The organism is Rhodopseudomonas sp. (genome assembly GCF_036404135.1).
Lineage (GTDB): Bacteria > Pseudomonadota > Alphaproteobacteria > Rhizobiales > Xanthobacteraceae > Rhodopseudomonas_A.
In genome coordinates this window covers 156,215-178,098 of the sequence record NZ_DASWPE010000098.1, presented here as the reverse complement: position 1 = coordinate 178,098, position 21,884 = coordinate 156,215, and the positions used below count along the sequence as shown (strand labels likewise).

Genomic DNA, 21,884 nt, shown 5'->3' with positions numbered 1-21,884 from the left:
ACAACGTCTGTAGCCTAAATCAGATACTGCTTGGAGATGATTTCGCCGAGCCGGGCGTTATCCGCAATAAATTCCTGAATGAATTCGTGCACGCCGTGCTGAAAAATGTCGTCCATGTGGCTGTGTTCCAGCCGGTTGCGGACGCCGCGGGCGTGGCGCTGTGCGGCGCCCTGGCGGCCATAGGCGACGCCGATCTGGTCGAGATTGCGCACCAGATTGCCGTAGCAGGAGGCCAGCGAGCGCGGCAGCGTGTCGTTGAGGATCAACAGGTCGGCGATCAGCCACGGCTTCAAGGTCTCGCGATAGACCCAGTGATAGGCGGTCAGCGCCGACACCGAGCGCAGGATCGAGGTCCATTGATAGTAGTCGAGCGGGCCGCCGACGTGTTCCTCCTGCGGCAGCAGCACGTGATATTTCACGTCGAGAATCCGCGCGGTGTTGTCGGCGCGCTCCAGATGCAGGCCGAGCCGGGAGAACCAATAGGCGTCGTTGCGCAGCATGGTGCGATAGGCCGAGCCGTCGAAGCGCAGCGAGATTTCCAGCACGAAGCGCAGGAAACGCGCCAGCTCCTCGCGGCTCTTGGTGCCCTTGCCCCAGACCTCCTGCAGGTCGATCCAGGCCGAGTTGATGGTGTCCCACATCTCGCTGGTTAGCGCGGTGCGCACCGAGCGCGAATTCAGCCGCGCGTTCTCGATGCAGTTGCGGATCGAGGACGGGTTGGCGGTGGAAAACGACAGATACTCGACCACGTTCTTTTCGTTGGCCTCGTCGTAGTGGCTGTAGAACGAGGCCGAGACGCCGGCGGTCAGCAGCGCGGAGTCCCATTCGTTGGTCTGGCCGATATAGGTGTTGGGCAGCGCGGTGACGCGCAACGTCGCCTCGATGGTGCGCGCGAGATATTCCGCGCGCTCGACGTAGCGGGCCAGCCAGTACAGATTTTCAGCGGTGCGCGACAGCATGGGGGCTTTTTCTTCGTTGCTACGAGCGGGGGGAGGAAAGCGCGAATTGCGAATGGCGAGTGGCGAATAGGGAAGGCGTCCGCAGTCGCTCGTTGCTATTCACCATTCGCTACTCGCGATTCGCTTCAAATCACTCATCCAGAATCCAGGTGTCCTTGGTGCCGCCGCCCTGGCTGGAATTCACCACCAGCGAGCCTTCCTGCAGCGCCACCCGGGTCAGGCCGCCCGGCACCACGGTGACGTGGTTGCTGCCGGTCAATACGAACGGCCGCAGGTCGACATGGCGCGGCGCCAGCCCCTTGGCGGTGCAGGTCGGGCAGGTCGACAGCGCTAGCGTCGGCTGGGCGATGAAGCCCTCCGGCTCGCGCTTCAGCTTGTCGCGGAACGCCTCGATGGTGGCCTTGGTGGCGGCCGGGCCGATCAGCATGCCGTAGCCGCCGGAGCCGTGCACTTCCTTGACCACCAGTTCGCCGAGATGATCCAGCACATAGGCGAGATCGGCCGGCTCGCGGCAGCGCCAGGTCGGCACGTTCTTCAGGATCGGCTCCTCGCCGAGATAGAATTTCACGATCTCCGGCATGTAGCTGTACACCGCCTTGTCGTCGGCGATGCCGGTGCCGACCGCGTTGGCCAGCGTGACGTTGCCGGCCATATAGGCCGACATCAGCCCGGGGACGCCGAGCGCGGAATCCGGCCGGAACGTCAACGGATCGAGGAAGTCGTCGTCGACCCGGCGGTAGATCACGTCGACCCGCTTCAGCCCCTCGGTGGTGCGCATGAACACCTCGTCGTTCTTGACCACGAGGTCGCGGCCCTCGACCAGTTCGACGCCGAGCTTGTCGGCGAGGAACGAGTGCTCGTAATAGGCGGAATTGTAGACGCCGGGGGTCATCAGCGCGACGGTCGGCTCCGACGAGGTGTGAATCGGTGCCACCGAGCGCAGCGCCGACAACAGTTCGTCGGGATATTTCTCCACCGGGGCGACGCGGTGCCGCGCGAACAGGTCGGGAAACAGCCGCATCATGATTTCGCGGTTTTCCAGCATGTAGGACACCCCGGACGGGGTGCGGGCGTTGTCCTCGAGCACGAAGAAATTCTCGGAATCCACCCTCACGATGTCGATCCCGGCGATGTGCACATAGACGTCGTGCGGCACGTCCTGGCCGTTCATTTCCGGCCGGAACACCGGGTTCTGGAAGATCAGGTCGTCGGGAATGATGTTGGCGCGCAGGATGTCGCGGCCGTGGTAGATGTCGCGCAGGAACATGTTGAGGGCGCGGACCCGCTGTTTCAGGCCGTTTTCCAGCAGCGTCCATTCCTTGCCGGAGAGGATGCGCGGGATCACGTCGAACGGGATCAGCCGCTCCTGGGCCTCGGCGTCGCCATAGACTGCGAAGGTGATGCCGATTCGCCGGAACAAAAGCTCGGCTTCCTGGCGCCGGTATTCCAGAGCGTCAGGGGGAGTCTCGCTCAACCAGCGGGAAAGCTCTTGATAGGCCGGGCGAAGGTCGCCGCCGGGGCCGTTCATTTCGTCGAACGCAACTGCCATATATTCCGACTGTTCCTGATGGTCCTGCGCGACAGTGCAACACGGAACTCAATGGTAGCAAGGCCCGGGCCACCGCGATATGCATTCGAACAGAGCATTTACCTGAACCGCCGGAAAGATTGCCGGAAAAAATAGCCAGCGCCTGCTCAAATTGACGGCAGGGCCTCGTGAAACCGAGGCCGGGCGTGCTAAGCGGATGCGTCACGGTTGAGGGAAGCCAATGAGCGAGATCATTACGGCCGGCATTGTGGTGATCGGCGACGAAATTCTGTCAGGCCGCACCAAGGACGCCAATATCGGTTTCATCGCCGAATACCTCACCAATATCGGCATCGACCTGCGCGAGGTGCGGGTGGTCGCCGACGACGAAGCCGCCATCATCGAGGCGCTGGACGCGCTGCGGCAGCGCTACACTTACGTATTCTCGACAGGCGGCATCGGTCCGACCCATGACGACATCACCGCCGACGCCGTCGCCAAGGCGTTCGGGGTCGGCATCGACCATCATCCGGAGGTGGTGGCGCGGTTTCGCGAGCGGTTCTCCGAGGCCGAACTCAACGAGGCGCGCTTGAGGATGGCGCGGATCCCGGACGGCGCCGAACTGATCCAGAGCGCCACCATTCTGGCGCCGGGTTTCAAGATCGGCAACGTCATCGTGCTGGCGGGGGTGCCCTCGATCATGCAGGCGATGATGGACATCGTGGCACCGAAGCTGAAATCCGGGGTGCGGATGCTGTCGGAATCGATTCGCGCCAACGCCCGCGAAGGCGACATCGGCGGCCCGCTGCGGGCGCTGGCCAAGGCGCATCCCGACGCCATGATCGGCAGCTATCCGTTTCTCGACGACGACAAGAAACCCAACACCTATCTGGTGGTGCGCTCGCGCGATCCGGAGAAGCTGCGCGAGGCGGTGGAGGGCGTCAGACAGATGCTGACCGCGCTGCAGGTGCCGCATTGACCCGGCGGCGGCGGCCGGGTTGCCCTGGATATAGGAAAGATTGATGATCGAAAGCGTGGATCTCAGCGCCCAGGAGCGGGCGGGCCGGGCGTTTCCGGTGTCGTGGGACCAGTTTCACCGCGACTGCCGGGCCTTGACCTGGCGGCTCAACGAGGTCGGACCGTTCGCCGCGGTGATCGCGATCACCCGCGGCGGGCTGGTGCCGGCGGCGATCGTCGCCCGCGAACTCGGCGTCCGTGTCATCGACACGGTGTGCATCGCCTCCTACGAGCACGACCGGCAGGGCGAGCTGCAATTGCTGAAAGGGATCTCGCAGAGCACCCAGGCGCTCGGCGGCGGCACCGGCAAGGGGCTGTTGATCGTCGACGACCTGGTCGACACCGGCGCTACCGCCAGGCTGGTGCGGGATCTGTTGCCCGGGGCGCATTTCGCCACGGTCTACGCCAAGCCGAAGGGCCGGCCGTTGGTCGACACCTTCATCACCGAAGTCTCGCAGGACACCTGGATCTTCTTTCCCTGGGATCTGGCGCTGACCTTCCAGCCGCCGATGAAGGACGGCGCGGGGTAGAACGCGACCGCGCGTTTACCTCTCCCCGCAAGCGGGGAGAGGGAGCGCGCCGCAAGCGGAGCAGTGACGTCGGCCAGCATGTGCCGGAGGTGATCGATGCCGCTGCAGAATCGCGTCACGCCCTGGGGCGACATCGTCGCGGTGCCGCAGCGCGGGCTGTTCACCGGCAATCGCGGCATCATCCATGATCCGGCGACCAGGACGCTGCTCGGCAGGCGCTGGAGCAGCAAGGCCTGGATCATTTGCCTCTGCGCATTTCGCGGCCGCCGCCGCGCGGTGATGGCGCGGCAGAGCTGGACCGAATTGTTCTTCCTCGACGAAGCCACCGCGCTCGCCGCCGGGCATCGGCCGTGTTTTTTCTGCCGACGCGACGACGCCTTGGCGTTTCAAGCCGCCTGGCAGCGCGGCAACGCTCTGGCACGGGCCGCGGCGAGCGAGATCGACGCGGCGCTGCATGCCGAGCGGCTGGATCGACGATTGAAGCGGCTGCATCCCTTGCCGTGCGCGCTGGCGCAATTGCCCGACGGCGCGATGCTGCAGGCGCGCGGGGATGACGCGGTCGCAACTTGTTATCTGGTGCTGCGCGGCCAGGCGCTGCCATGGAGCTTCGACGGCTACCGCGCCGCCGCTCCGCACGATGATGCTGCATTGCCCGGCGCCGCGCTGCTGACGCCGCCCTCGACGCTGCGCGCGCTTCTCGCCGGCTATCGGCCGCGGCTGCACCCGTCTGCGCTGCTACGCGGCGTCACGTCATCGTAAGTTGCAACATCCCGAGCAACGTTCCACCGTCATCCTGAGCTGCACTCCGGCGGCGGGAGCGCCAGCAACGCGCCTCGCCGACGGCATTGCCGGCGGTGCGGCGGCCGGGCTAGGATCGCGCAAAACGTGCCTCGCAACAACGGAGCCCCGCATGATCGAATTGTATTACGCGCCGACGCCGAACGGCTGGAAGATCTCGATCATGCTGGAGGAATGCGGGCTGCCCTACGAGCTGCATCCGATGCAGCTCGGCCGCGGCGACCAGCATCAGCCGGACTATTTGAAGCTCAATCCGAACGGCCGGATGCCGACCATCGTCGATCGCGCCCCCGCCGACGGCGGCGCGCCCATCACCATCTTCGAGAGTGGCGCGATCCTGATCTATCTTGCGGAAAAATCCGGGCTGTTCATGCCGCGCGATCTGCGCGGCCGCTTTGAGGTGACGCAATGGCTGATGTGGCAGATCGGCGGGCTCGGCCCGATGCTCGGCCAGAACGGCCACTTCCTGCTCTACGCGCCGGAGAAGCTGCCCTATGCGATCGACCGCTACATGCGCGAAGCCAAGCGGTTGTACGGCGTGCTGGATAGCAGGCTCGCCGGGCGCGATTATATCGCCGGCGACTACTCGATCGCCGACATCGCCTGCTTTCCCTGGATCATGACCCACAAGGCGCAGGGGCTTTCGCTCGACGACTATCCGAACCTCAAGCGCTGGTACGCTTTGCTGCGGGCGCGGCCGCAATTGCAGGCCGGGCTCGCGGTCGGCAAGCAGGAGACGCAGCCGATGGATCAGCAGGCGCGCAAGATCATGTTCGGCGTCGACGCGCCGTCGCATGCGCAGGCGCAGCAACAACAGTGAGGTGGGGCCGCCGTCATCCTGAGGTGCGAGCCGTCTTCGGCGAGCCTCGAAGGATGCGGCGTGCCACGCCCCGTCGCCCTTCGAGGCCTCCGCTTCGCTACGGCACCTCAGGGTGACGGGCTCAATCAACCGCGCAAATCAATCGAGGAAATCCCGATGATCGAATTCTTCTTCGACTGCTCGAGCCCCTGGACCTATCTCGCCTTCCACAACATCCAGCCATTGGCCGATGAGTTCGGCGAAACCATTGCGTGGCGGCCGATCCTGGTCGGCGGCATCTTCAACGCCATCAATCCCAGCGTCTATGCGCAACGCGATCAGCCGGTGCCGGCGAAGGCCGCCTACATGAAAAAGGACCTGGCGGATTGGGCGCGCGCCGCCGGGCTCGCGATCAGGATGCCGCCGCGGGTGTTTCCGGTGAACAGCGTCAAAGCGATGCGCGGCTGCCTGTGGCTCGACCGCGAGCGGACGAGCGCGATGCTGCCGTTCGCGCGCGCGGTGTTCGAGGCCTATTGGGGCGCCGACCTCGATATTTCGCAGGACGCCGTGCTGCACGAGATCTGCCTGCGCCTCGGCGTCGATCCGGATGAATTCCTGGCCGGCATCGCCGCGCCGGCGATCAAGCAGAAGCTCAAGGCCAACACCGACGAGGTGATGGCGCGCGGCGGCTTCGGCTCGCCGACCATCTTCGTCGACGCCACCGACATGTATTTCGGCAACGATCGGCTGCCGTTGATTCGGCTGGCGCTGGCGCGCCGCCGCGCCAGCGCCGCCTGACGAGCCTGACCGAAAAAGCGATCAATGAAATCAGACGTTCAACGTGTCATTGCGAGGAGCTCTTGTGACGAAGCAATCCAGGGCTCCGCGCTCAGCCCCTGGATTGCTTCGCTGTTCGGCCGGCGCTGCGCGCCGGCCTCGGCTCGCAATGACAAAGACCGCTGATTTTGCTCGTCGCTTTTTCGGTCAGACTCTGAGGGGGCGTCGCGCGCGGGCTTTGCTTTGCGCCGCGCGCTCGACTATGGATGGTGCCGCGTCCAGCCTGGGGCGGCGGCCGAGGCGGCAGCAGGGCTGGACGACACTGCGGACGTGGCGGAATTGGTAGACGCAAGGGACTTAAAATCGAAAACTTCGATCCACGATATCAAGAAATAGCGAATAAAATCAAATACTTAAAACGAAATTGACAATCTCGAAAAGCTAGCACATTATTAGCACAGTTAGCACGGCCACAAATGACCGGCTATTGCGCACATGACAGCACGGCACGAGATCCTCGGTGGCAAGGTTCAGCTCTACAAGCGGCCAGGTGGTCGCTTCTGGCAGTGCTCGACGTCGATCGGTGGGAAGCAGCACCGGGCGACAACCCAGAAAGAAGAGCTCTCCCAGGCCGAGGATGCGGCCGAGGACTGGTACCTTGAGCTGCGCGGCATGTTCAAACGCGGCGAGCTGGGCAAGCTCCTCGCCGTCAATGCCGAAAAGACCTTCTCAGACGCCGCAGAACAGTTCTTGCGTGAGTTTCCCATCATCACCGAGGGGCAGCGCAACGCCATTTACGTCAAAGGCCATGAGAGGCGTCTGCGCAATTATCTGATCCCCTTCCTCGGGGCGCTGCCGCTGTCGGAAGTGACGGCGGGCGCCATTCAGAACTATCGTATCGACCGGATCGAGAAGGCGAAGGCCAAGTGGGGCAAGCCCCCGGCGCGCAGCACTATCCACCAGGAAATCGTGGCGCTGCGGCAGACGCTCAAGACGGCCATGCGGCATGGCTGGCTGAAATCGATGCCGGACCTGTCCGAACCCTACAAATTCAACACCAAGATCTCGCACCGGGCGTGGTTCTCGCCCGAAGAATACCGAAAGTTGTATACGGCCACGCGAAAGAGGGCCAAGCACCCCATCCGTGACCGCTACAAGTGGGAAGGCGAACAGCTTCACGACATGGTGTTGTTCATGGCCAACACCGGGCTCCGCCCGGACGAGGTCATGCGCCTGGAATACCGCGATGTAACCGTCGTGGACGACGACGGTAGCGGGGAGACCATCCTGGAAATCGAGGTCCGCGGGAAGCGCGGGGTCGGATATTGCAAAAGCACGGCCAACGCCGTGCCGGTTTTCCAGCGCCTGAAAAAGCGCAACAAGCCATCTCCGGAAGACCGGCTCTTCCCCACCTACCAGCACGAGCTGTTCAACCGCATCCTGGATGAGGAAGGGTTGAAGTTCGACCGCGAAGGACAGCGGCGGACGTTCTATTCTTTACGCCACACCTACATCTGCCTGCGGTTGATGGAGGGGGCCGACATTTACCAGATCGCCAAAAACTGCCGCACCAGCGTCGAAATGATCGAGAAATATTATGCCTCCCACATCAAGACCCGCCTGGATGCGGCGGCCATCAACGTCCGTCGACCCCGTCCCCCCAAAAAGGAGGTGCAGGAGGTGCGCAAGGGCGAACTGGCGTAATTGTCTTGGCGGCCGAGTCGCCTCGGGTTATGAAGACCCCGGCATGCGGGCGTGGCGGAACTGGTAGACGCAACGGACTTAAGCCAAGATTGAGTGCTCCCGGGGAAACCCGGGATGCAGAACTGCTCAAATTCGGGGAAACCTTTACTGGCAATCCCGAGCCAAGCCCTTCGGGGAAGGTGTAGAGACTAGACGGGCAGCACCTACAGCGGCAACGCCACGGTGAAGGGATAGTCCAGACCACAAACGTCATGCACATGACGGCGGCGAAAGCCGTAGCTGGTAAGAAAATCCGTTGGGCATTGCCCGTGCCGGTTCGATTCCGGCCGCCCGCACCAAACTTTTTGCTCCCACTTATCGAAAGTGACGCCGGTCGGCAGGATGATGTCGGGACCAGGTGCGATCCGGTGTGATTCGTGATATGAATGCGTCATGGCTCCAAAGAAGACATCACCGAAAAAGGGCAAGGCGGGCGGCTTCGTGATCGGCAGCGCCCGGTTCAGGAAAATCAGCGCCGTTGAAGGCATAGCTTATTCACCCAAGATGAAGGGGAAGGTCGAGGCCATTAAGAGCAAGGCCTCCAGTCCCGAGGAACGCCGGAAGGCGATCATCAAGGCCTATCGCAAGGCGTAGCCTCCGATGTACGACGCCGTCGCCGACGACTACTGCTATCCCGGCACAACCGTCCTGAAAAACAAACTAGACTTGAGAGACGCCGCCGAGCTTGCGGATTTCGAGGCTGAAGTCAGCGACGCAAGGGCCGATGATGAAGCTCCCGCCGGTGACCTGGATTTCAAGCACTTCAAGGCCATTCACCATCACCTTTTCCAGGACGTTTATGACTGGGCAGGAGAGATCCGCACGGTGCGCATCTCCAAGGATGGCAGCATGTTCTGCTACCCCGAGAACATTGAAAGTGAAGCGAAGAAACTCTTTAAAAAACTAGAAAAAGACAAGTACTTAGAAGGCCTCTCTTCAGATGAGTTTGCCAAGAAGTCAGCACATTTTCTCGCAGAGTTGAACGCCATACATGCCTTTCGTGAAGGAAATGGCCGCGCGCAGATTTCATTCTTCTTGTTGTTGGCAGAAAGGGCAGGCCATCCGCTCGATTTCGATGACTTCGACCCAGATATGTTTTTGAAAGCTATGATTACGAGCTTCAATGCTGATGAGGCGCCACTTGCAACCCTAATCAAGCAACTTGTTTCGGACTGAAGCCGCAAAATTCCCAAAACAGTTTCATTTGCGGAATTTCGGCGTCCAGCTCTCAATCAATTCATCGTCTTCGCTATCATATTCAGATTCTTTTTCTGCACTGAGGCCTTCGCATGTTAGTACAGTGAGCGTGCGGCCATACTGACCAAGCCCGAGTACATCTTCGCGAACGCGATAAGTTCGCTCGCCGCCCATCCAATCGTTGAGGCGACCATCACCGCCGTCTCGCTCGCCTGTACGCACGTTCTCTGGTCGGGCGTTGAACGCTGATGTTACCGTACCGTCCGGAACAGGTGTACCCTTGCGTATCCAGCTAATGCCTTTGGCCTCCTTGAGTCCTTCGGACATGAAGCAATAATCGACCGTCTCACCGGAGCTTAGAATGACTGCGACGCCATCGCGGGTGAGCCCGGCATAACGAATGGCGGTTGCCGTAAGCGAGGTTTCACAAGCCTTTCTGAGCGCCTCGATACATGCCAGCCCCGGATCGTAACGGTTCATTTCCTTGCGAAAAGCCAATTCCGGCATAAGCAGCGCGGCGGCAAAATAATCGGCCTCCTGTTCGAATGGATCCGATGAACGAAAGCCGGCGTGGGAACAATGGACGCCGTTGGCAAGTAATGCGTCGGAATGGCCGTCAATGCAGTAGTGGCCGAGCTCGTGGGCGATTGAAAATTTCTTGAAGCCCTTGCTCGGGATATTGGTCGCGTACATGATTCCAAATTCATCACCGGCCTTTACCAGCATTCCAGAAACGCCGGCGGCGGTGTCGGGTTTTGCCTGAACGAGGATTCCCTTGCGGGTCGCAAGGTCGGCCGGATCGACGCGCAGTCCTTCGATTTTCATTTCACGCAACACAAGACTGGCGGATCCTTCCGCCAGTGACTTTCTTGCGAGGCGAGGCTTTGCGCTCACTCGTCATCCTTTTTTTGCGCGCCGCGCTTAAGCAGCATCTCAACAAATTGCTCCGTTAGCTTCAGATCCTCGGAGCTAAGCTTGTGCTGGTCGCGGTGCAGCCGGCCGACTGAACCCGATGCATCAGGGACATCCGATCGGCCTAACAGGTAGTCCGTCGTCACGCTCAAAGCGCCGGCCAGACGCTTCAGGTTGTCGAACGACGGCTTTCGTGAGCCGGACTCGAAATGGGACACTGAACTGGCCGGAAGCCCGGCGCTGGTCGCGAGCTGGGTTTGGCTCAGAGCCCGCAGGTCGCGGGCAAGCTTAAGTCTTTCCTGAAAGATATCAGTATCTTCTCTTGGGTTCATGGCGCTTTCGACATTGACGTATTGACGGGTTCGCCATTTCGAGTCATCATGGCGGTGTCGTCAACTATGCCATGGCGGAATCGCATGGCGCAAGGAGAAACGAAAGGAGAACTGAAATGTCAAAAGATGGACACTGCAAGACCGGCCTTGATGATCGTTGCCGGGATCTTGATGGCGAAATTCGCCAGAAGCGTGGGGACACCTTGGTGGGGACGCTGCGCAAAACCTACGGCCCGGATTTTGCGCCGGGCGTCAGGAGCGATATGCGCCTCGACACCCTCCGCGACCGGAACGGTGCGTCCCTCTCCAAGATCATCAAGGGGGAGTAACGAACATGCCCGATTATCGCATCGATTGCGTCACCAAGCCCCATCGCGATAGCCCGCACGAACATATCACCCACGTCGGCGGCCAGAATCCGAACGGCGTCGGCAGGTGGGAAGACACTGTGCCGAACGTGGTGCGGTTCATCGAAACCAAGCAGCACCGGTTCTATACGCGAGAAGGCAATGCCACGGCTTGGGTCGGGGTGCGTACGAGTCCAGCCGGCCGCAAATTCCTGCAGACGTATGCCGACGGGATCTGGAAGGATAATCTTCTGGCGCTCAACGAGTGCACCGTCTAACCCGAGGGAACGCCCAATGGTAAAAGTCACAGGCTTCGATAATCTTCAAAGACAGCTTGATGAAGCGCAGCGCGCGTTTAAGTCCCTAGATGGACAGCTCGCTACGGTGCACTTCGACCCGGAGAACACAGAAAGTATCAACGCGGCGATCCAAACCATGGAATCGGCAATCGATGGCAAGGTTGCTCCTTACCGAAACAATCCCTTCGTCGCACCGCTCATTCCAAAGATGAAAGCGAAGTATCGAGAACCGATTCTTGAGCGGGCGAAGACCGCAGGTCAACGTCGTGATATTGTTGCGGCTGAGGCCAAAGACTAGCCGAAAGCGGGCCAAGGACCGAAGACATGCACGTTGAGCGCCGCGGCGGCCCCCCGGATTTGCAGGCGGCGTTCGCACACTTCGTTGTCCACCACCTGCACGGCCGGCTCCTGGATGATCAGAAAGATCTCGAAGCGAAGCTCGGGAAATTTCCTGACTTCGCTTGCTACCGCGATCTCATCCTTATTGAAATGAAGCATCTTGAATCTGAGCAGAACGAGCGGGTAAACGACGCCTTCAAGAAGAAGGTCATTCCCGATGAAGAGCCATTGTTTTACGGCACCCGCCGTGTCGATTTAGGCAAGCTCAGCAACGGGGATGAAATCAGGCTGGCCATTCTCAACAAGCTTGCGAAAACTATTGAAACCCACCTGAGCAAGGCTAGTCAGCAGTTTAGTGAGTACCTGGCTCGCAATCCGCGCAAGAATTCCGTTTCCATCTGTGTGATTCTCAACTCCCAGGTCGATGAATTCAGCCCTGATGTCGTCATGCACGCGGTTCATCGCAAGCTGAAGCCAACGGCTCAGGGCCAGCGATTTTCGAATATTGATGCGGTTGTTTACGTTTCGGAGAAGCATTTCCAGAAGTTGCCTGACGGCCGTATCGCATTTGCGATCGTCAACGTAATCAACATGCCCGCCATCGAGCAAGCGTGGAAGATGGAGATCGTGGACGTCGTTGGCCAAAAATGGTCCCAATTTCGAACGGGAGATACCCCCGTCACCGGTAATCCTGATCAGTTCGAGTCGATTGAGGATATTCCAGAGTCCATGGCGCGTCATGAAGCTTGGAAGCTGGCTTACAGACGCAATCCCTACCTGCGGTCCAAGTCGGATCACGAGCTCAAACTGCATTTTCATCGCTGCGTCGCCTTAAATTCGCTTTCCTTTCTTAAAGGAGGGTGGCCTAAACCGGCCCCCGATCAGACCGAGCTTCATTTGCGGAGGTTTGACGACTCGATAAGTGAAATGAATTTTCGAAACCTCGATTTGCGGCAATTCAGTCCGCGGCTTCTCACAAGTAATGAGCGGCAGGTGATTTATGCAGGTCTGCCTGAAGAACTGGTTCGGGTTCTTTCGTCGCAAACTCCTGATCCCGCGGATGTGAAAACGAAATAAAGTGCCACATTTCTGTTCAGACAATTTTACTAACGTGTTTCTCGCCCAGGTTGTTGTCGTAGAATCTTGATGACCGCCAGCCGGAAGTAACCGGCGCAGGAAACGTTTCACTCCCGCCGGAATCCGTCGCTTGTGGCGACAACCAGCAGGAGAAATACGATGCCATCCAAATCGAAATCCAAGAAGCCGAGTCATGAAGCTTTCGTTGTAACTGGGGAAGGCGAGACCGCCTTCTGGACCAAGATCGGTGCGGCGTGGCCAAATGAAGATGGCAAAGGGTTCAATGTCGAACTGACAGCGTTTCCGGTGAGTGGCCGCATGGTCATACGGGAACGCAGGGAAAAGGAGTCCTGACCTCGGAACTGCTCGCGATCGCGGGTGCCCCCTCGGGGGCATTTCGCATTTTGCGCGGTAATGTTCTTGGCGCGTCAGCAAGCTGACCGGGCTCTACGCGCAAGCGCGCCGGGCCAGCGTCCCGGCCTTCGGTGACGATCCCTCGCGGAAGGAGGCGCGCCACTCGCCAGCCGCCGTCGAGAGTCTTGTTGTTTCGACAGTTAACCGTCGAACGTTACGATGCTATAGGCTGCGCCATCCCAATGAAACAACACTTCGCCTTGGTTAGTCTGTCTTCCAAATTCATGCAGGAAGGCGCGAAGCTCAGGAAGCTTATCGATAAAACTTTGCGGCTTCACATAAGAATACACAATTGTGGTGTACTCACGGATGAGCACCTTCGTCTCTGGATTTAGCCAAGCACCCAGCACATCTTCGAAGGCACTAGCTCCTCCTCCGATCATGCTCAGCAACTCTAATGCTTGGCTGACCCAGGCTTCGTGATCAGTTATCTCGTTGCCATCGCGATCAGTGTCCGGAATGTAAATGGCCAGCTGTTGGACCGAAACCGAGCTGGTGGCGCCAACCATATCCCGAATTCCGACGATAATGCCGTCTTTTCCTGCTTGTGCCATGAGTGCTTTTCAAAAAAGGGCTCTTGCGATTGCAAGAGCCCTACGGACATTAATCGGAGTGTTTTGATACTAAAGCCGACTGGCTCCAATAATTTTCGCAATATCGATCTTTGCTGTTGGGGCCGCTTCGACTGCCGGGTCAACAATTCGATTGACTGCAGAAGCAGAGATGCCTCCTTCGAATTTTACATCGCCATGCTTGGTACGCCAGTCCGCCGCCTTCTTTGCGATTTGTCGTCGAATCTGTTCTTCCCTAACGGTCGCATCCATCGTTTTGTTAGTGCCCGTAACGCCACCTTCAAATTCTGCAATGACGAATTTGGTGGGGGTTGAGTCTGAGCTGCTCGAACGTGTCCGGTAAATTTTTGGAGTCATGATGTCCCTCGTCTTTGTTAGACGGGGGAGTGTAACCCTACTTCCGTGTTTTAGGAAAATAATCTTAACTGTCTTATACTTCGATATTGCGGCAACGCGCACGTGCATAAACTTCGCGATTTCGGCTGTCAGCGTCTGATAGTCGCCAAGCGATACTGGCGTCTTGTCTGTGCGGGTCGTTTTCAATGTAAACAACCTTTTTAAGTCGGGTTAGGGAACTCTAGCGTCGAGTCTTAAATATAGGGTTGCTTTATGGCAACACATGGCCACAAAGGCTGCGCACTGTGCCACGATCTCGGAATCGGTCGTGCTGAACCCTTGGCCGGCGCAGTCGATCCCGCGTTCCCGCCTCCCGGGGCCAGGCTGACGCTCCTACGGCTGCGATCTTCGTGCCAAGAATGGGGTTCGCTATGGTGCGCGCCATGCCCCTCTCTTTTCGTTTTCCAATCGGTTGAATATCTGGAAGTGCTAAGGGGCGCTGCCCCTGGCGCCCGCAAGGGATCGCTGCGCTCGGCCGCAGCCGTATCCCCGGTCTTCCGCGCAACGCTTGTGCAGACCGGGTGATCCCCCTCGTCTGCGTCCGCCCTTGCAGTTGCCACCCCCGGTCTCGCCGACGGGCAGAGGTTCAGCGCGCCTTTTGCGCTGAAACCTCAAACCCGAAAAGGAGACCAGACATGACCAAGACCACCAAACCGAAGAGCGGCACGGAGATTTTCGTGCCGCTCAACAAGCTCAAAAAATCCCCCCGCAACGTGCGCAAGATGCCGCACACCCCGGCGGAAGTGGAAGCCTTGGCCGCCAGCATCGAGGCCAACGGCATGCTGCAAAACTTCGTTGTTGAGCCCGAGCGCAACGACGCAGGCCGCGAGACCGGGTGCTACCTTGTCACCATCGGCGAAGGCCGCAGGTTGGCGCAGCTGCTGCGCGCCAAGCGCAGGCAGATCACCAAGGCCGAGCCCATCCGGTGCGTGCTCGATACCGGCCACGATGCGCAGGAAATCAGCCTGGCCGAGAACATCATCCGTACCGCGATGCATCCGGCCGACGAATACGAGGCCTTTGCGTCGCTGCACAACGACAAGGGCATGGCGGCGGCGGATATCGCCGCACGCTTCGGCGTCACCCCGGCGGTCGTGCGCCAGCGCCTCAAGCTGGCGGCGGTCAGCCCGATGCTGTTGCAGGCGTACCGGGCCGATGAACTCACCCTTGAGCAGGTGATGGCGTTCACGCTCACCGACGACCATGCCCGGCAGGAGGAAGTGTGGCAGGGCTTGGGTTGGGATAAGGGCGCCTATGCGATCCGCCGGGCGTTGACCGAGGGGCAGGTGCCTTCCGGTGACCGGCGCGCTCGCTTCGTCGGCGCCGAGGACTACACCGAGGCGGGCGGCGTCATTGTGCGCGACCTGTTCGATGCCGACAATGGCGGATATTTCGCCGATGCGGCGTTGCTCGACCGGCTGGTGCTGCGCAAGCTGGAGCGTGAAGCCGAAGGCGTCCGTGCCGAGGGCTGGGCATGGGTACTGGTGGCGCCGGAATTCGACCACCGGGCCACCAGCGACATGCGCCGGGTCCACCCCGATGCCCCGGAGATTGCGGCGGAGGTGCAGGCGCAGATTGACAAGCTGTTGGAGGAACTGGAGCAGCTGTCGGCGGCAGCCGAAGGGGACGAACTGACTGCGGAAACCGAAGCGCGGATGAACGAACTGGACGCGGCCATTGAGGCGTTGAAGGGCCAGCCGGTGTATGACCCGGCGGACATCGCGGCAGGCGGGGCGTTCGTGTCACTGGGCTATGACGGTGGCTTGCGCATCGAGCGCGGGTTTATCCGCAAGGCGGATGAACCCCCGGCACCCGTGGCATCTGGTGAGGCTGGCGAAGGTGAGGCCGAGCCTGACAACCACGCAGAAACCTCCACCACGCTCCCGGACAGGCTGGTGGCGCAACTTACCGCCCAGCGCACGATGGCGTTGCGCGAGGCGGTGGCGACCCGTCCCGACGTGGCGTTCCTCGCGGTAGTCCATGTGCTGGTGGCGTCGACGTTCTACGTCGGGACGCGGGTCAGCTGCCTCGACATCACCGCGCGCAGCGCGTTCCTGTCCGGCTATGCGCCCGGTATCGATGAAAGCCCGGAAGGCCGCGCGTGCAGCGACCGGCAGGCCGAACTGGCGTTCGGGCTGCCGGAAAGCATGCAGGACCTGTGGGAGGCGTTGCAGGCACTTCCGCAAGAGCGCCTGATGCGGCTGTTGGCGCATTGCGCGGCCCTGACGATCGATAGTGTCGTCCGGTCGGGCGGAAACTTATCCGCACCCCTCAAACACGCTGAAAAGCTCGCTGAAGCGGTCTCGCTGGATATGGCCGCGCATTGGCAGCCCACTGCGGCGAATTACCTTTGGCAGGTCACCAAGGCTGCTATTCTTGAAGCTGTTCGCGAAGGGGTCTCCGAGCAGGCGGCGCAGCAACTGGTGGAGTTGAAGAAGCCCGCCATGGCGGAAGCGGCAGAGCGGTTACTGGCGGACAAACGGTGGTTGCCGAAGCTGTTGCGGTTGCCGCAACGTGGCGCCGACGCCAATTGCGCCGCCGCTTAGCGGTCGCACCGCGCAATAGAAGGGGCCGCGTTTGCGGCCCCTTCTCGTTTGCGAAAAATCCGCTGCGCGTCCATAGCGCGCAGCGGAACCCGCAACCCGAGGGAAGCCGGGTAGGTGGCACATTTATTGTTGGCAGACTGCTGAAAGCTAGTCGAACCTGCACTTCGCGGTTCTCATGCGTCGGACCCGACGGGACGATGCATGGACACACTCGCCGTCGCTGGCCAAGCGGCGTCTGCTCCCTTCCGGTTCCGTCGCATGTGAGACCTGAATGCTCCAAAAGACGCTCCCGCATGGGGACGCGATGGTTGCATTATGCGGAAATGTACCCCAATATTTCTACCAGGGGGAGAAAATGGGCCTTCGCTTTCGACGGTCGATCAAGGTACTTCCGGGGTTGCGCCTGAACGTCGGGTTGAGGCGAACGAGTGTCTCATTTGGCGGCAGGGGCTTTATCTACAACATCGGTTCAAAAGGCTCGCGGGTTACAGTGGGGATTCCCGGATCGGGAATTTCCTATACCACGAATGTGTCCCATCAAAATCCGGCAAACCTGCTTGCCAACTCACTGCCGTCCCGGAGGCGCTATTCAGCTACGCCACTTGTGATTGCCGCATTCGTGTTAGGCCTGCTGTACATCGCAACTCAGTCCACTGGGCCAACGACTATGTTGCACGAAAGCGCGTCGCAGCCTGCATCAGGAGCTGCGGACATCACGGGCTCCATCGCAAAAATTAGCTCTGAAAACGTTACCGCAGTCGATGGGCCAATTCCGCTTCCACGCCCTCGTCCGAAGGCGAAAGTTGAAGGTGTTGGTCCGCCACTACAAATACTGCCCCGAGAATGATTTGGAGCAACAATGTCCGGTTTTGAGCAAGTCGCTTTTGGAAGTGAAGTCGAGTTCGTTGGCAATCCGGAGCCCCGATGCCCCTGCCTGCTGCTCTTGGATACGTCACATTCGATGCAGGGCCGCGCGATCTCCGAACTTAATCGCGGCATCGCCACCCTGAGAGATCAACTTGCCACCGACGCGCTGGCGATGAAACGCGTCGAAATTGCTGTGGTCACATTTGGGCCTGTAAATATTGAGTCTGGCTTTCAGACACCAGATTTCTGGCAGCCCGTCACTCTATCGACGACGGGTGATACGCCAATGGGGTCGGCTGTCGAGCAGGGCCTCGACATGCTCAAAGAGCGCAAGGCGCGATACAAGGAAAACGGAATTTCATACTACAGGCCCTGGATATTTCTGATCACAGATGGTGCTCCGACCGATAGCTGGCAACGAGCCGCACAGCGCGTCCGCGAAGGCGAAGAGAAGAAGGAGTTTTCGTTCTTCGCTATCGGGGTTGCAAATGCGGACATGGGAATCCTCGCCCAACTGGCGCCACGAGGCCCCCTCAAGCTGGATGGGCTTAACTTCCGAGAGCTGTTTATGTGGTTGTCGGGTTCTCTGAGTCGTGTGTCCGCCTCAAACACCGGAGATCGCGTGTCGTTGGCGCCGCCTACCGGTTGGGCTGAAGTCTAATTACATGACATGGCGAATTGCCGCTGCGTCGGTGGCGGGCACGTCACATGCGAAAACAGGCCGACCATGTCAAGATAGCGTGCGTGTGAGGTTAGTGAAGGCAACGCGAGGGCCCGCTCTGGTCGTTGCGGTTTCGGACGGTGCAGGTAGCGCCGCCCATTCTGAAATCGGATCAGACAATGCGGTTGCGACAGTGACCGACCTGATTGCCAACTACCTTGAGACAGGTGCCGAAATCGCCGGACTTGAGCGGGAAGTGGCCCTTAACTGGCTGGCACAAATTCAATCGAAACTATCAGGCATTGCCGCTGAGGCTGAGACGTCAGTAAAAGAGTTTGCCTGTACGCTTCTGATTGCAATAGTTGGCACCGAATCCGCAGCGTTCATACAGGTGGGTGACGGGGCGATGGTGGTTCGCGAGGAAGGTGATGATGGGTGGTCTTACGTGTTTTGGCCTCAGCACGGCGAGTATATCAACAGCACGAATTTTGTAACATCCCCTGATGCGGCCGCAGCGATGGAGTTTGCCTGCGTCAATCGGAAGGTCGTAAGCATTTCATCATTTTCCGATGGGATCGAAAGTCTTGTTCTTAACTATGCGACGAAAACGGTTCATGACCCCTTCTTCAATGCGATGATTGGACCTGTAAGAGAGGTCGCAACCGAGGGATTAGACCACGGCCTCTCAGAGAGTCTGGCGCGCTATCTTGGTTCAGATCGCATCTGCGAACGGACCGATGATGATAAATCACTGGTCATCGCGACCTGTGTTCCTTCGACGTCGAGCGATACAAATGCAGCTACCTAGTCTTATCGATACGTCCGGCCGGGAAGTCCGACTGGCGAATATCGTCGGCAAAGGCGGTGAAGGAACCGTATACGACGTGGTAGCGTCGGACGACTTGGTGGCCAAGGTTTATCACAAGCCGCTCTCTGCCGATCGCGCTTCCAAGATTGAAATCATGGCCTCTTACTCAACCGGTGCCCTTCAACAAGTTTCGGCTTGGCCCATAGGACTGTTGCTGTCGAAGTCGAGTCGAGCGCCGGTCGGACTTCTCATGCCGAAGATCGGTAACGCTAAGGACATCCACAAGCTCTACAGCCCTAAGAGCCGGCTTGTGGAGTTCCAGAGGGCCGACTGGCGGTTCCTCGTACGAACATGTGCGAACACAGCGCGCGCTTTTGCAGCAGTTCACGAGATTGGCTGCATTATCGGTGACATCAACGAAGGGAGCGTTTTGGTCGCAAACGATGCGACAGTGAGGTTGATCGATTGCGATAGCTACCAGGTAATCGCGAAAGGCAAGCGATACCCTTGTGAAGTGGGAGTGGAGACATTTACGCCGCCCGAACTCCAAGGAAAGAACCTCCGGGAGGTCGTGCGGACCGTCAATCACGACAATTTCGGGCTTGGAATCGTCGCGTTTCTTCTTCTGTTCATGGGACGTCATCCCTTTGCGGGACGTTTCCTCGGACGGGGTGACATGCCAATCCCGAAGGCGATCTCAGAGCTTAGGTTTGCATATAGTGCCATGCGAGCCGACGTGCAGATGGACAGACCGCCACACACGCCTGCCCTGTCAATCGTAGGTGACGAGGTCGCCTTTCTGTTCGAGCGGGCATTTGCTAAGCAAATGATCCAGGGCGGGAGGCCTGAACCAAGAGAGTGGGTCGAGGCACTGGTCAGGCTTGAGAAGAATCTGAAGCAGTGTGGCGCGAACGCCTCTCATTGGTATCACAAGGACATCGCATGCCCGTGGTGTCCGATGGAAGTAGCGACTGGAATTGAGTTATTTCCATTCGTGTCGCTTGGAACCGGCACGCCTACTGGGGATCTAACCACACTGTGGCGTCAGATTGAATCATTGGCCAGTCCCGGTCCCGCGCCGGACATTCATATGCCCAGTCCTGCCCCAGATTCCGAGGCCATTTCTGTGGCCAACTCGTTCAAGAGAGCGAACATCATTGCCTTCGGATTGGCTCTTTTCGTTGGCGCCGTGGGAGTCTTCGCAGGGTTCAGCGCTCCTACGCCACTCCTTTTGTTGATAGCGGCCCTCCTAACGTTCTTCGGCGCGCGCAGATGGCTCGATAAATCGACGGACGTCTACAAATTTAGACAAGCGGAAGCGGCGGCAAAGGAATCATGGAAGCGTGCAGAGCAGCAATGGGCCGAACGGGCTGGATCGGCGAGTTTTGACCACAAGAAGCAGGAATTATTGGGCTTGAAAGTTGCTATCGACAAGCTGCCGAGCCAAAAGAAGTCCAAGCTGGATCATCTCCGGAAGTCGGTCAAGCAGGTTCAACTGGCACGGTTCCTCGATAATTTCGAGATCGAGAAAGCGAGCCTGGACGGAATAGGCGATGGTCGCAAGCGCACGTTACAGTCTTACGGTATTGAGACGGCAGCCGATCTTCTCAGCCCTGCGGTTGAGTCCGTGCCTGGCTTCGGGCCAAAGCTGTGCGCTGTGTTGTATGGTTGGCGCCGGTCAATCGAAGCGCGGTTCGTGTTCAACCCCGCCACCGGCATTGATCGGCGCGAGATCGACAAGATTGAGCACGCGATTGAGCTGGACCGTCGAAAGATCGAGCAGGCGATCCGAGCCGGATATGAAGAGCTTGGTCAACTCCATGCGAGAATTCTCAGCGCTCGATCGCAATTAAGGGCTCCAGTCGAGGCTGCTCACGCAACATACCTCCAGGCGGAGAAGAACTACAGGGCCGTTTCCAGCTAACGGTTACTCCATTTTATTGCTTCCAGCCAACGACCATACCGTTCTCCAAAAAAACGCGATTGCGAAACCGGTTGCGTCCGTACTGTTGGTATTTCCACGTTTCTTTCGTTTTTGACTTCATGATCTCGTGATCCCTATCCGCGGGGGCACCCCAGGAATCTACGAGCTGTTCGCCTGTCATTCCCTGCCAAATCTGCCTGGCCAGTATGCGATTTGCGATTCCCTCGCCATATTTTGCGATTAGGCTTTGCCGGAGTGTGCGCCGCCGAATGCTGTTTCCGACGGTGATGCCGCCGATGATCGCGCCCAACACAAAAATGACTAACAACAGCGGGTTTGTGCCTTCTGAGGTTGGATTGGCCGGGGAAGAGTTGGAGTTGGGGACTACTGTGGTCGCCGGCCCATTTTGCGGTGCAGGCGGTTGGCTGCTAGTCGCCACATCCTGTCCCCGAGGTAGTAAGGTGGAAGAGGGCTGGGACGTAAGGTTTGGCGTGTCGGTTGGCCGGGCAGGGTTTGAGAGAGCCGCAATGCGCTGCTTAGTCATTTCTAGAATGCAAGACCAGATGGCAGTCCCGGGGATCCCGCTACAAGCGCCGTTCCGACGCTGAATCCATAAACGTTGGGCCTCAACGAGCGACTGGATTTCGGATCCTTTTCGCGACCGAAGTGCTTGTTGATATTGCAGCATCATCCGGGCGTCCCACTCGGACAAGGTTTGATCTCCGCAGATCGCGCGTTCGATCGATAGGGTTGCTGCCCGACAATCGAAGCTGGGGCCGGTCGTGGCCGCTCCGGGTCGAAGAGAAGGTGCAGAGACGCCTGGTCGCGCTCCGCCGCTTTCAAGACAGTCGACCCGCTCATCGATATCCTGAATGGATAAGCATCTTCCGATTTGACCGCGATCCTGCGCTTTGGCCGTGTCGATGCTCACCATCCCGGTCAACAGCAAGGCGAAGACGATCTGTTGGGTAACGGACATTCTTGTAACCAGTTTAATATGATTGCCTCCAGAGGGGGACGTCACCGATGAGGTGCACCCCAG

The 21,884-nt window shown here is 59.4% G+C and carries 25 protein-coding genes; 18 read left to right on the top strand and 7 right to left on the bottom strand.

All coding sequences use genetic code 11. The features are described from left to right. Positions 1–14: 14 nt before the first annotated feature. Both VGC77_RS12540 and VGC77_RS12535 read right to left on the bottom strand, forming a co-directional pair. Positions 15–959 (bottom strand): alpha-E domain-containing protein, encoded by a 945-nt coding sequence (locus VGC77_RS12540; RefSeq protein ID WP_331171898.1) that lies wholly within the window; start codon positions 957–959, stop codon positions 15–17. A gap of 130 nt (positions 960–1,089) precedes the next feature. Beyond that, positions 1,090–2,508, bottom strand: a complete 1,419-nt coding sequence (locus tag VGC77_RS12535) for a circularly permuted type 2 ATP-grasp protein (RefSeq protein WP_331171897.1) — start codon at positions 2,506–2,508, stop codon at positions 1,090–1,092. 220 nt (positions 2,509–2,728) lie between these two features. On the opposite strand from VGC77_RS12535, the gene VGC77_RS12530 reads away from it, so the two are divergent. The 8 genes from VGC77_RS12530 (at position 2,729) to VGC77_RS12495 (ending at position 9,327) form a co-directional block, all read left to right on the top strand. After that, positions 2,729–3,466, top strand: a complete 738-nt coding sequence (locus tag VGC77_RS12530; RefSeq protein WP_331171896.1) for a competence/damage-inducible protein A — start codon at positions 2,729–2,731, stop codon at positions 3,464–3,466. Positions 3,467–3,509: 43 nt separating this feature from the next. Beyond that, positions 3,510–4,034, top strand: a complete 525-nt coding sequence (gene gpt, locus VGC77_RS12525) for a xanthine phosphoribosyltransferase (RefSeq protein ID WP_331171895.1) — start codon at positions 3,510–3,512, stop codon at positions 4,032–4,034. Between the two features lie 96 nt (positions 4,035–4,130). Next, the gene (locus VGC77_RS12520) at positions 4,131–4,793 is read left to right on the top strand and encodes a hypothetical protein (RefSeq protein ID WP_331171894.1); all 663 of its coding nucleotides are present in this window, start codon (positions 4,131–4,133) and stop codon (positions 4,791–4,793) included. Between the two features lie 151 nt (positions 4,794–4,944). Next, on the top strand, positions 4,945–5,652 hold the full coding sequence (locus tag VGC77_RS12515; RefSeq protein WP_331171893.1) for a glutathione S-transferase N-terminal domain-containing protein: 708 nt from the start codon (positions 4,945–4,947) through the stop codon (positions 5,650–5,652). 156 nt (positions 5,653–5,808) lie between these two features. After that, positions 5,809–6,429 carry a 2-hydroxychromene-2-carboxylate isomerase gene (locus tag VGC77_RS12510; protein ID WP_331171892.1) on the top strand — a complete coding sequence of 207 codons (621 nt, stop codon included), beginning with the start codon at positions 5,809–5,811 and terminating at the stop codon, positions 6,427–6,429. Positions 6,430–6,903: 474 nt separating this feature from the next. After that, the gene (locus VGC77_RS12505) at positions 6,904–8,112 is read left to right on the top strand and encodes a site-specific integrase (protein ID WP_331171891.1); all 1,209 of its coding nucleotides are present in this window, start codon (positions 6,904–6,906) and stop codon (positions 8,110–8,112) included. A gap of 432 nt (positions 8,113–8,544) precedes the next feature. Further along, complete coding sequence (locus VGC77_RS12500) at positions 8,545–8,745, top strand: hypothetical protein (RefSeq protein WP_331171890.1); 201 nt, start codon at positions 8,545–8,547, stop codon at positions 8,743–8,745. Between the two features lie 6 nt (positions 8,746–8,751). Beyond that, the gene (locus tag VGC77_RS12495; RefSeq protein WP_331171889.1) at positions 8,752–9,327 is read left to right on the top strand and encodes a Fic/DOC family protein; all 576 of its coding nucleotides are present in this window, start codon (positions 8,752–8,754) and stop codon (positions 9,325–9,327) included. 24 nt (positions 9,328–9,351) lie between these two features. Here VGC77_RS12495 and VGC77_RS12490 read toward each other — a convergent pair whose 3' ends face one another. Both VGC77_RS12490 and VGC77_RS12485 read right to left on the bottom strand, forming a co-directional pair. Next, the gene (locus VGC77_RS12490) at positions 9,352–10,242 is read right to left on the bottom strand and encodes an ImmA/IrrE family metallo-endopeptidase (protein WP_331171888.1); all 891 of its coding nucleotides are present in this window, start codon (positions 10,240–10,242) and stop codon (positions 9,352–9,354) included. Then, positions 10,239–10,592 (bottom strand): helix-turn-helix transcriptional regulator, encoded by a 354-nt coding sequence (locus tag VGC77_RS12485; protein WP_331171887.1) that lies wholly within the window; start codon positions 10,590–10,592, stop codon positions 10,239–10,241. Before VGC77_RS12485 ends, VGC77_RS12490 begins: the two co-directional genes overlap by 4 nt. Before the next feature lie 116 nt (positions 10,593–10,708). Between VGC77_RS12485 and VGC77_RS12480 the strand changes: the two genes are divergently transcribed. The 5 genes from VGC77_RS12480 to VGC77_RS12460 all read left to right on the top strand — a co-directional run bounded on the left by VGC77_RS12480 (position 10,709) and on the right by VGC77_RS12460 (position 13,008). Further along, positions 10,709–10,921, top strand: coding sequence for a hypothetical protein (locus tag VGC77_RS12480; RefSeq protein ID WP_331171886.1), 213 nt, complete (start codon positions 10,709–10,711; stop codon positions 10,919–10,921). A gap of 5 nt (positions 10,922–10,926) precedes the next feature. After that, entirely contained in the window at positions 10,927–11,217 is a 291-nt protein-coding gene (locus VGC77_RS12475) for a DUF3892 domain-containing protein (protein WP_331171885.1), read from the top strand. Positions 11,218–11,233: 16 nt separating this feature from the next. Then, the gene (locus VGC77_RS12470; protein WP_331171884.1) at positions 11,234–11,536 is read left to right on the top strand and encodes a hypothetical protein; all 303 of its coding nucleotides are present in this window, start codon (positions 11,234–11,236) and stop codon (positions 11,534–11,536) included. A gap of 26 nt (positions 11,537–11,562) precedes the next feature. After that, positions 11,563–12,654 (top strand): hypothetical protein, encoded by a 1,092-nt coding sequence (locus tag VGC77_RS12465; RefSeq protein WP_331171883.1) that lies wholly within the window; start codon positions 11,563–11,565, stop codon positions 12,652–12,654. A gap of 159 nt (positions 12,655–12,813) precedes the next feature. Next, the gene (locus VGC77_RS12460) at positions 12,814–13,008 is read left to right on the top strand and encodes a hypothetical protein (RefSeq protein WP_331171882.1); all 195 of its coding nucleotides are present in this window, start codon (positions 12,814–12,816) and stop codon (positions 13,006–13,008) included. A 200-nt stretch (positions 13,009–13,208) separates the two neighbouring features. Here the strand turns inward: VGC77_RS12460 and VGC77_RS12455 are convergent, their stop codons facing one another. Continuing rightward, positions 13,209–13,622, bottom strand: a complete 414-nt coding sequence (locus VGC77_RS12455) for a hypothetical protein (protein WP_331171881.1) — start codon at positions 13,620–13,622, stop codon at positions 13,209–13,211. 69 nt (positions 13,623–13,691) lie between these two features. Beyond that, positions 13,692–14,183 carry a hypothetical protein gene (locus VGC77_RS12450; protein ID WP_331171880.1) on the bottom strand — a complete coding sequence of 164 codons (492 nt, stop codon included), beginning with the start codon at positions 14,181–14,183 and terminating at the stop codon, positions 13,692–13,694. Positions 14,184–14,671: 488 nt separating this feature from the next. Between VGC77_RS12450 and VGC77_RS12445 the strand changes: the two genes are divergently transcribed. The 5 genes from VGC77_RS12445 (at position 14,672) to VGC77_RS12430 (ending at position 20,842) form a co-directional block, all read left to right on the top strand. Then, positions 14,672–16,582: a ParB/RepB/Spo0J family partition protein gene (locus VGC77_RS12445; RefSeq protein WP_331171879.1), complete on the top strand. Its 1,911-nt coding sequence runs from the start codon at positions 14,672–14,674 to the stop codon at positions 16,580–16,582. Positions 16,583–16,853: 271 nt separating this feature from the next. After that, the gene (locus VGC77_RS23685; protein WP_414709653.1) at positions 16,854–17,429 is read left to right on the top strand and encodes a DUF4236 domain-containing protein; all 576 of its coding nucleotides are present in this window, start codon (positions 16,854–16,856) and stop codon (positions 17,427–17,429) included. 12 nt (positions 17,430–17,441) lie between these two features. Then, complete coding sequence (locus VGC77_RS12440; protein ID WP_331171878.1) at positions 17,442–18,110, top strand: vWA domain-containing protein; 669 nt, start codon at positions 17,442–17,444, stop codon at positions 18,108–18,110. Positions 18,111–18,114: 4 nt separating this feature from the next. Beyond that, positions 18,115–18,918 carry a PP2C family serine/threonine-protein phosphatase gene (locus VGC77_RS12435; protein WP_331171877.1) on the top strand — a complete coding sequence of 268 codons (804 nt, stop codon included), beginning with the start codon at positions 18,115–18,117 and terminating at the stop codon, positions 18,916–18,918. Further along, positions 18,905–20,842 (top strand): hypothetical protein, encoded by a 1,938-nt coding sequence (locus tag VGC77_RS12430; RefSeq protein WP_331171876.1) that lies wholly within the window; start codon positions 18,905–18,907, stop codon positions 20,840–20,842. Before VGC77_RS12435 ends, VGC77_RS12430 begins: the two co-directional genes overlap by 14 nt. Before the next feature lie 13 nt (positions 20,843–20,855). Here VGC77_RS12430 and VGC77_RS12425 read toward each other — a convergent pair whose 3' ends face one another. Further along, complete coding sequence (locus VGC77_RS12425; RefSeq protein ID WP_331171875.1) at positions 20,856–21,821, bottom strand: lysozyme inhibitor LprI family protein; 966 nt, start codon at positions 21,819–21,821, stop codon at positions 20,856–20,858. Positions 21,822–21,884 lie beyond the last annotated feature (63 nt).

What these genes read in the sequence shown, in the direction of transcription:
- VGC77_RS12540 (WP_331171898.1), bottom strand. Translation starts at nt 959, where the DNA reads ATGCTGTCGCGCACCGCTGAAAATCTGTACTGGCTGGCCCGCTACGTC.
- VGC77_RS12535 (WP_331171897.1), bottom strand. Translation starts at nt 2,508, where the DNA reads ATGGCAGTTGCGTTCGACGAAATGAACGGCCCCGGCGGCGACCTTCGC.
- VGC77_RS12530 (WP_331171896.1), top strand. Translation starts at nt 2,729, where the DNA reads ATGAGCGAGATCATTACGGCCGGCATTGTGGTGATCGGCGACGAAATT.
- gpt (WP_331171895.1), top strand. Translation starts at nt 3,510, where the DNA reads ATGATCGAAAGCGTGGATCTCAGCGCCCAGGAGCGGGCGGGCCGGGCG.
- VGC77_RS12520 (WP_331171894.1), top strand. Translation starts at nt 4,131, where the DNA reads ATGCCGCTGCAGAATCGCGTCACGCCCTGGGGCGACATCGTCGCGGTG.
- VGC77_RS12515 (WP_331171893.1), top strand. Translation starts at nt 4,945, where the DNA reads ATGATCGAATTGTATTACGCGCCGACGCCGAACGGCTGGAAGATCTCG.
- VGC77_RS12510 (WP_331171892.1), top strand. Translation starts at nt 5,809, where the DNA reads ATGATCGAATTCTTCTTCGACTGCTCGAGCCCCTGGACCTATCTCGCC.
- VGC77_RS12505 (WP_331171891.1), top strand. Translation starts at nt 6,904, where the DNA reads ATGACAGCACGGCACGAGATCCTCGGTGGCAAGGTTCAGCTCTACAAG.
- VGC77_RS12500 (WP_331171890.1), top strand. Translation starts at nt 8,545, where the DNA reads ATGGCTCCAAAGAAGACATCACCGAAAAAGGGCAAGGCGGGCGGCTTC.
- VGC77_RS12495 (WP_331171889.1), top strand. Translation starts at nt 8,752, where the DNA reads ATGTACGACGCCGTCGCCGACGACTACTGCTATCCCGGCACAACCGTC.
- VGC77_RS12485 (WP_331171887.1), bottom strand. Translation starts at nt 10,592, where the DNA reads ATGAACCCAAGAGAAGATACTGATATCTTTCAGGAAAGACTTAAGCTT.
- VGC77_RS12480 (WP_331171886.1), top strand. Translation starts at nt 10,709, where the DNA reads ATGTCAAAAGATGGACACTGCAAGACCGGCCTTGATGATCGTTGCCGG.
- VGC77_RS12475 (WP_331171885.1), top strand. Translation starts at nt 10,927, where the DNA reads ATGCCCGATTATCGCATCGATTGCGTCACCAAGCCCCATCGCGATAGC.
- VGC77_RS12470 (WP_331171884.1), top strand. Translation starts at nt 11,234, where the DNA reads ATGGTAAAAGTCACAGGCTTCGATAATCTTCAAAGACAGCTTGATGAA.
- VGC77_RS12465 (WP_331171883.1), top strand. Translation starts at nt 11,563, where the DNA reads ATGCACGTTGAGCGCCGCGGCGGCCCCCCGGATTTGCAGGCGGCGTTC.
- VGC77_RS12460 (WP_331171882.1), top strand. Translation starts at nt 12,814, where the DNA reads ATGCCATCCAAATCGAAATCCAAGAAGCCGAGTCATGAAGCTTTCGTT.
- VGC77_RS12455 (WP_331171881.1), bottom strand. Translation starts at nt 13,622, where the DNA reads ATGGCACAAGCAGGAAAAGACGGCATTATCGTCGGAATTCGGGATATG.
- VGC77_RS12445 (WP_331171879.1), top strand. Translation starts at nt 14,672, where the DNA reads ATGACCAAGACCACCAAACCGAAGAGCGGCACGGAGATTTTCGTGCCG.
- VGC77_RS23685 (WP_414709653.1), top strand. Translation starts at nt 16,854, where the DNA reads ATGCTCCAAAAGACGCTCCCGCATGGGGACGCGATGGTTGCATTATGC.
- VGC77_RS12440 (WP_331171878.1), top strand. Translation starts at nt 17,442, where the DNA reads ATGTCCGGTTTTGAGCAAGTCGCTTTTGGAAGTGAAGTCGAGTTCGTT.
- VGC77_RS12435 (WP_331171877.1), top strand. Translation starts at nt 18,115, where the DNA reads ATGACATGGCGAATTGCCGCTGCGTCGGTGGCGGGCACGTCACATGCG.
- VGC77_RS12430 (WP_331171876.1), top strand. Translation starts at nt 18,905, where the DNA reads ATGCAGCTACCTAGTCTTATCGATACGTCCGGCCGGGAAGTCCGACTG.
- VGC77_RS12425 (WP_331171875.1), bottom strand. Translation starts at nt 21,821, where the DNA reads ATGTCCGTTACCCAACAGATCGTCTTCGCCTTGCTGTTGACCGGGATG.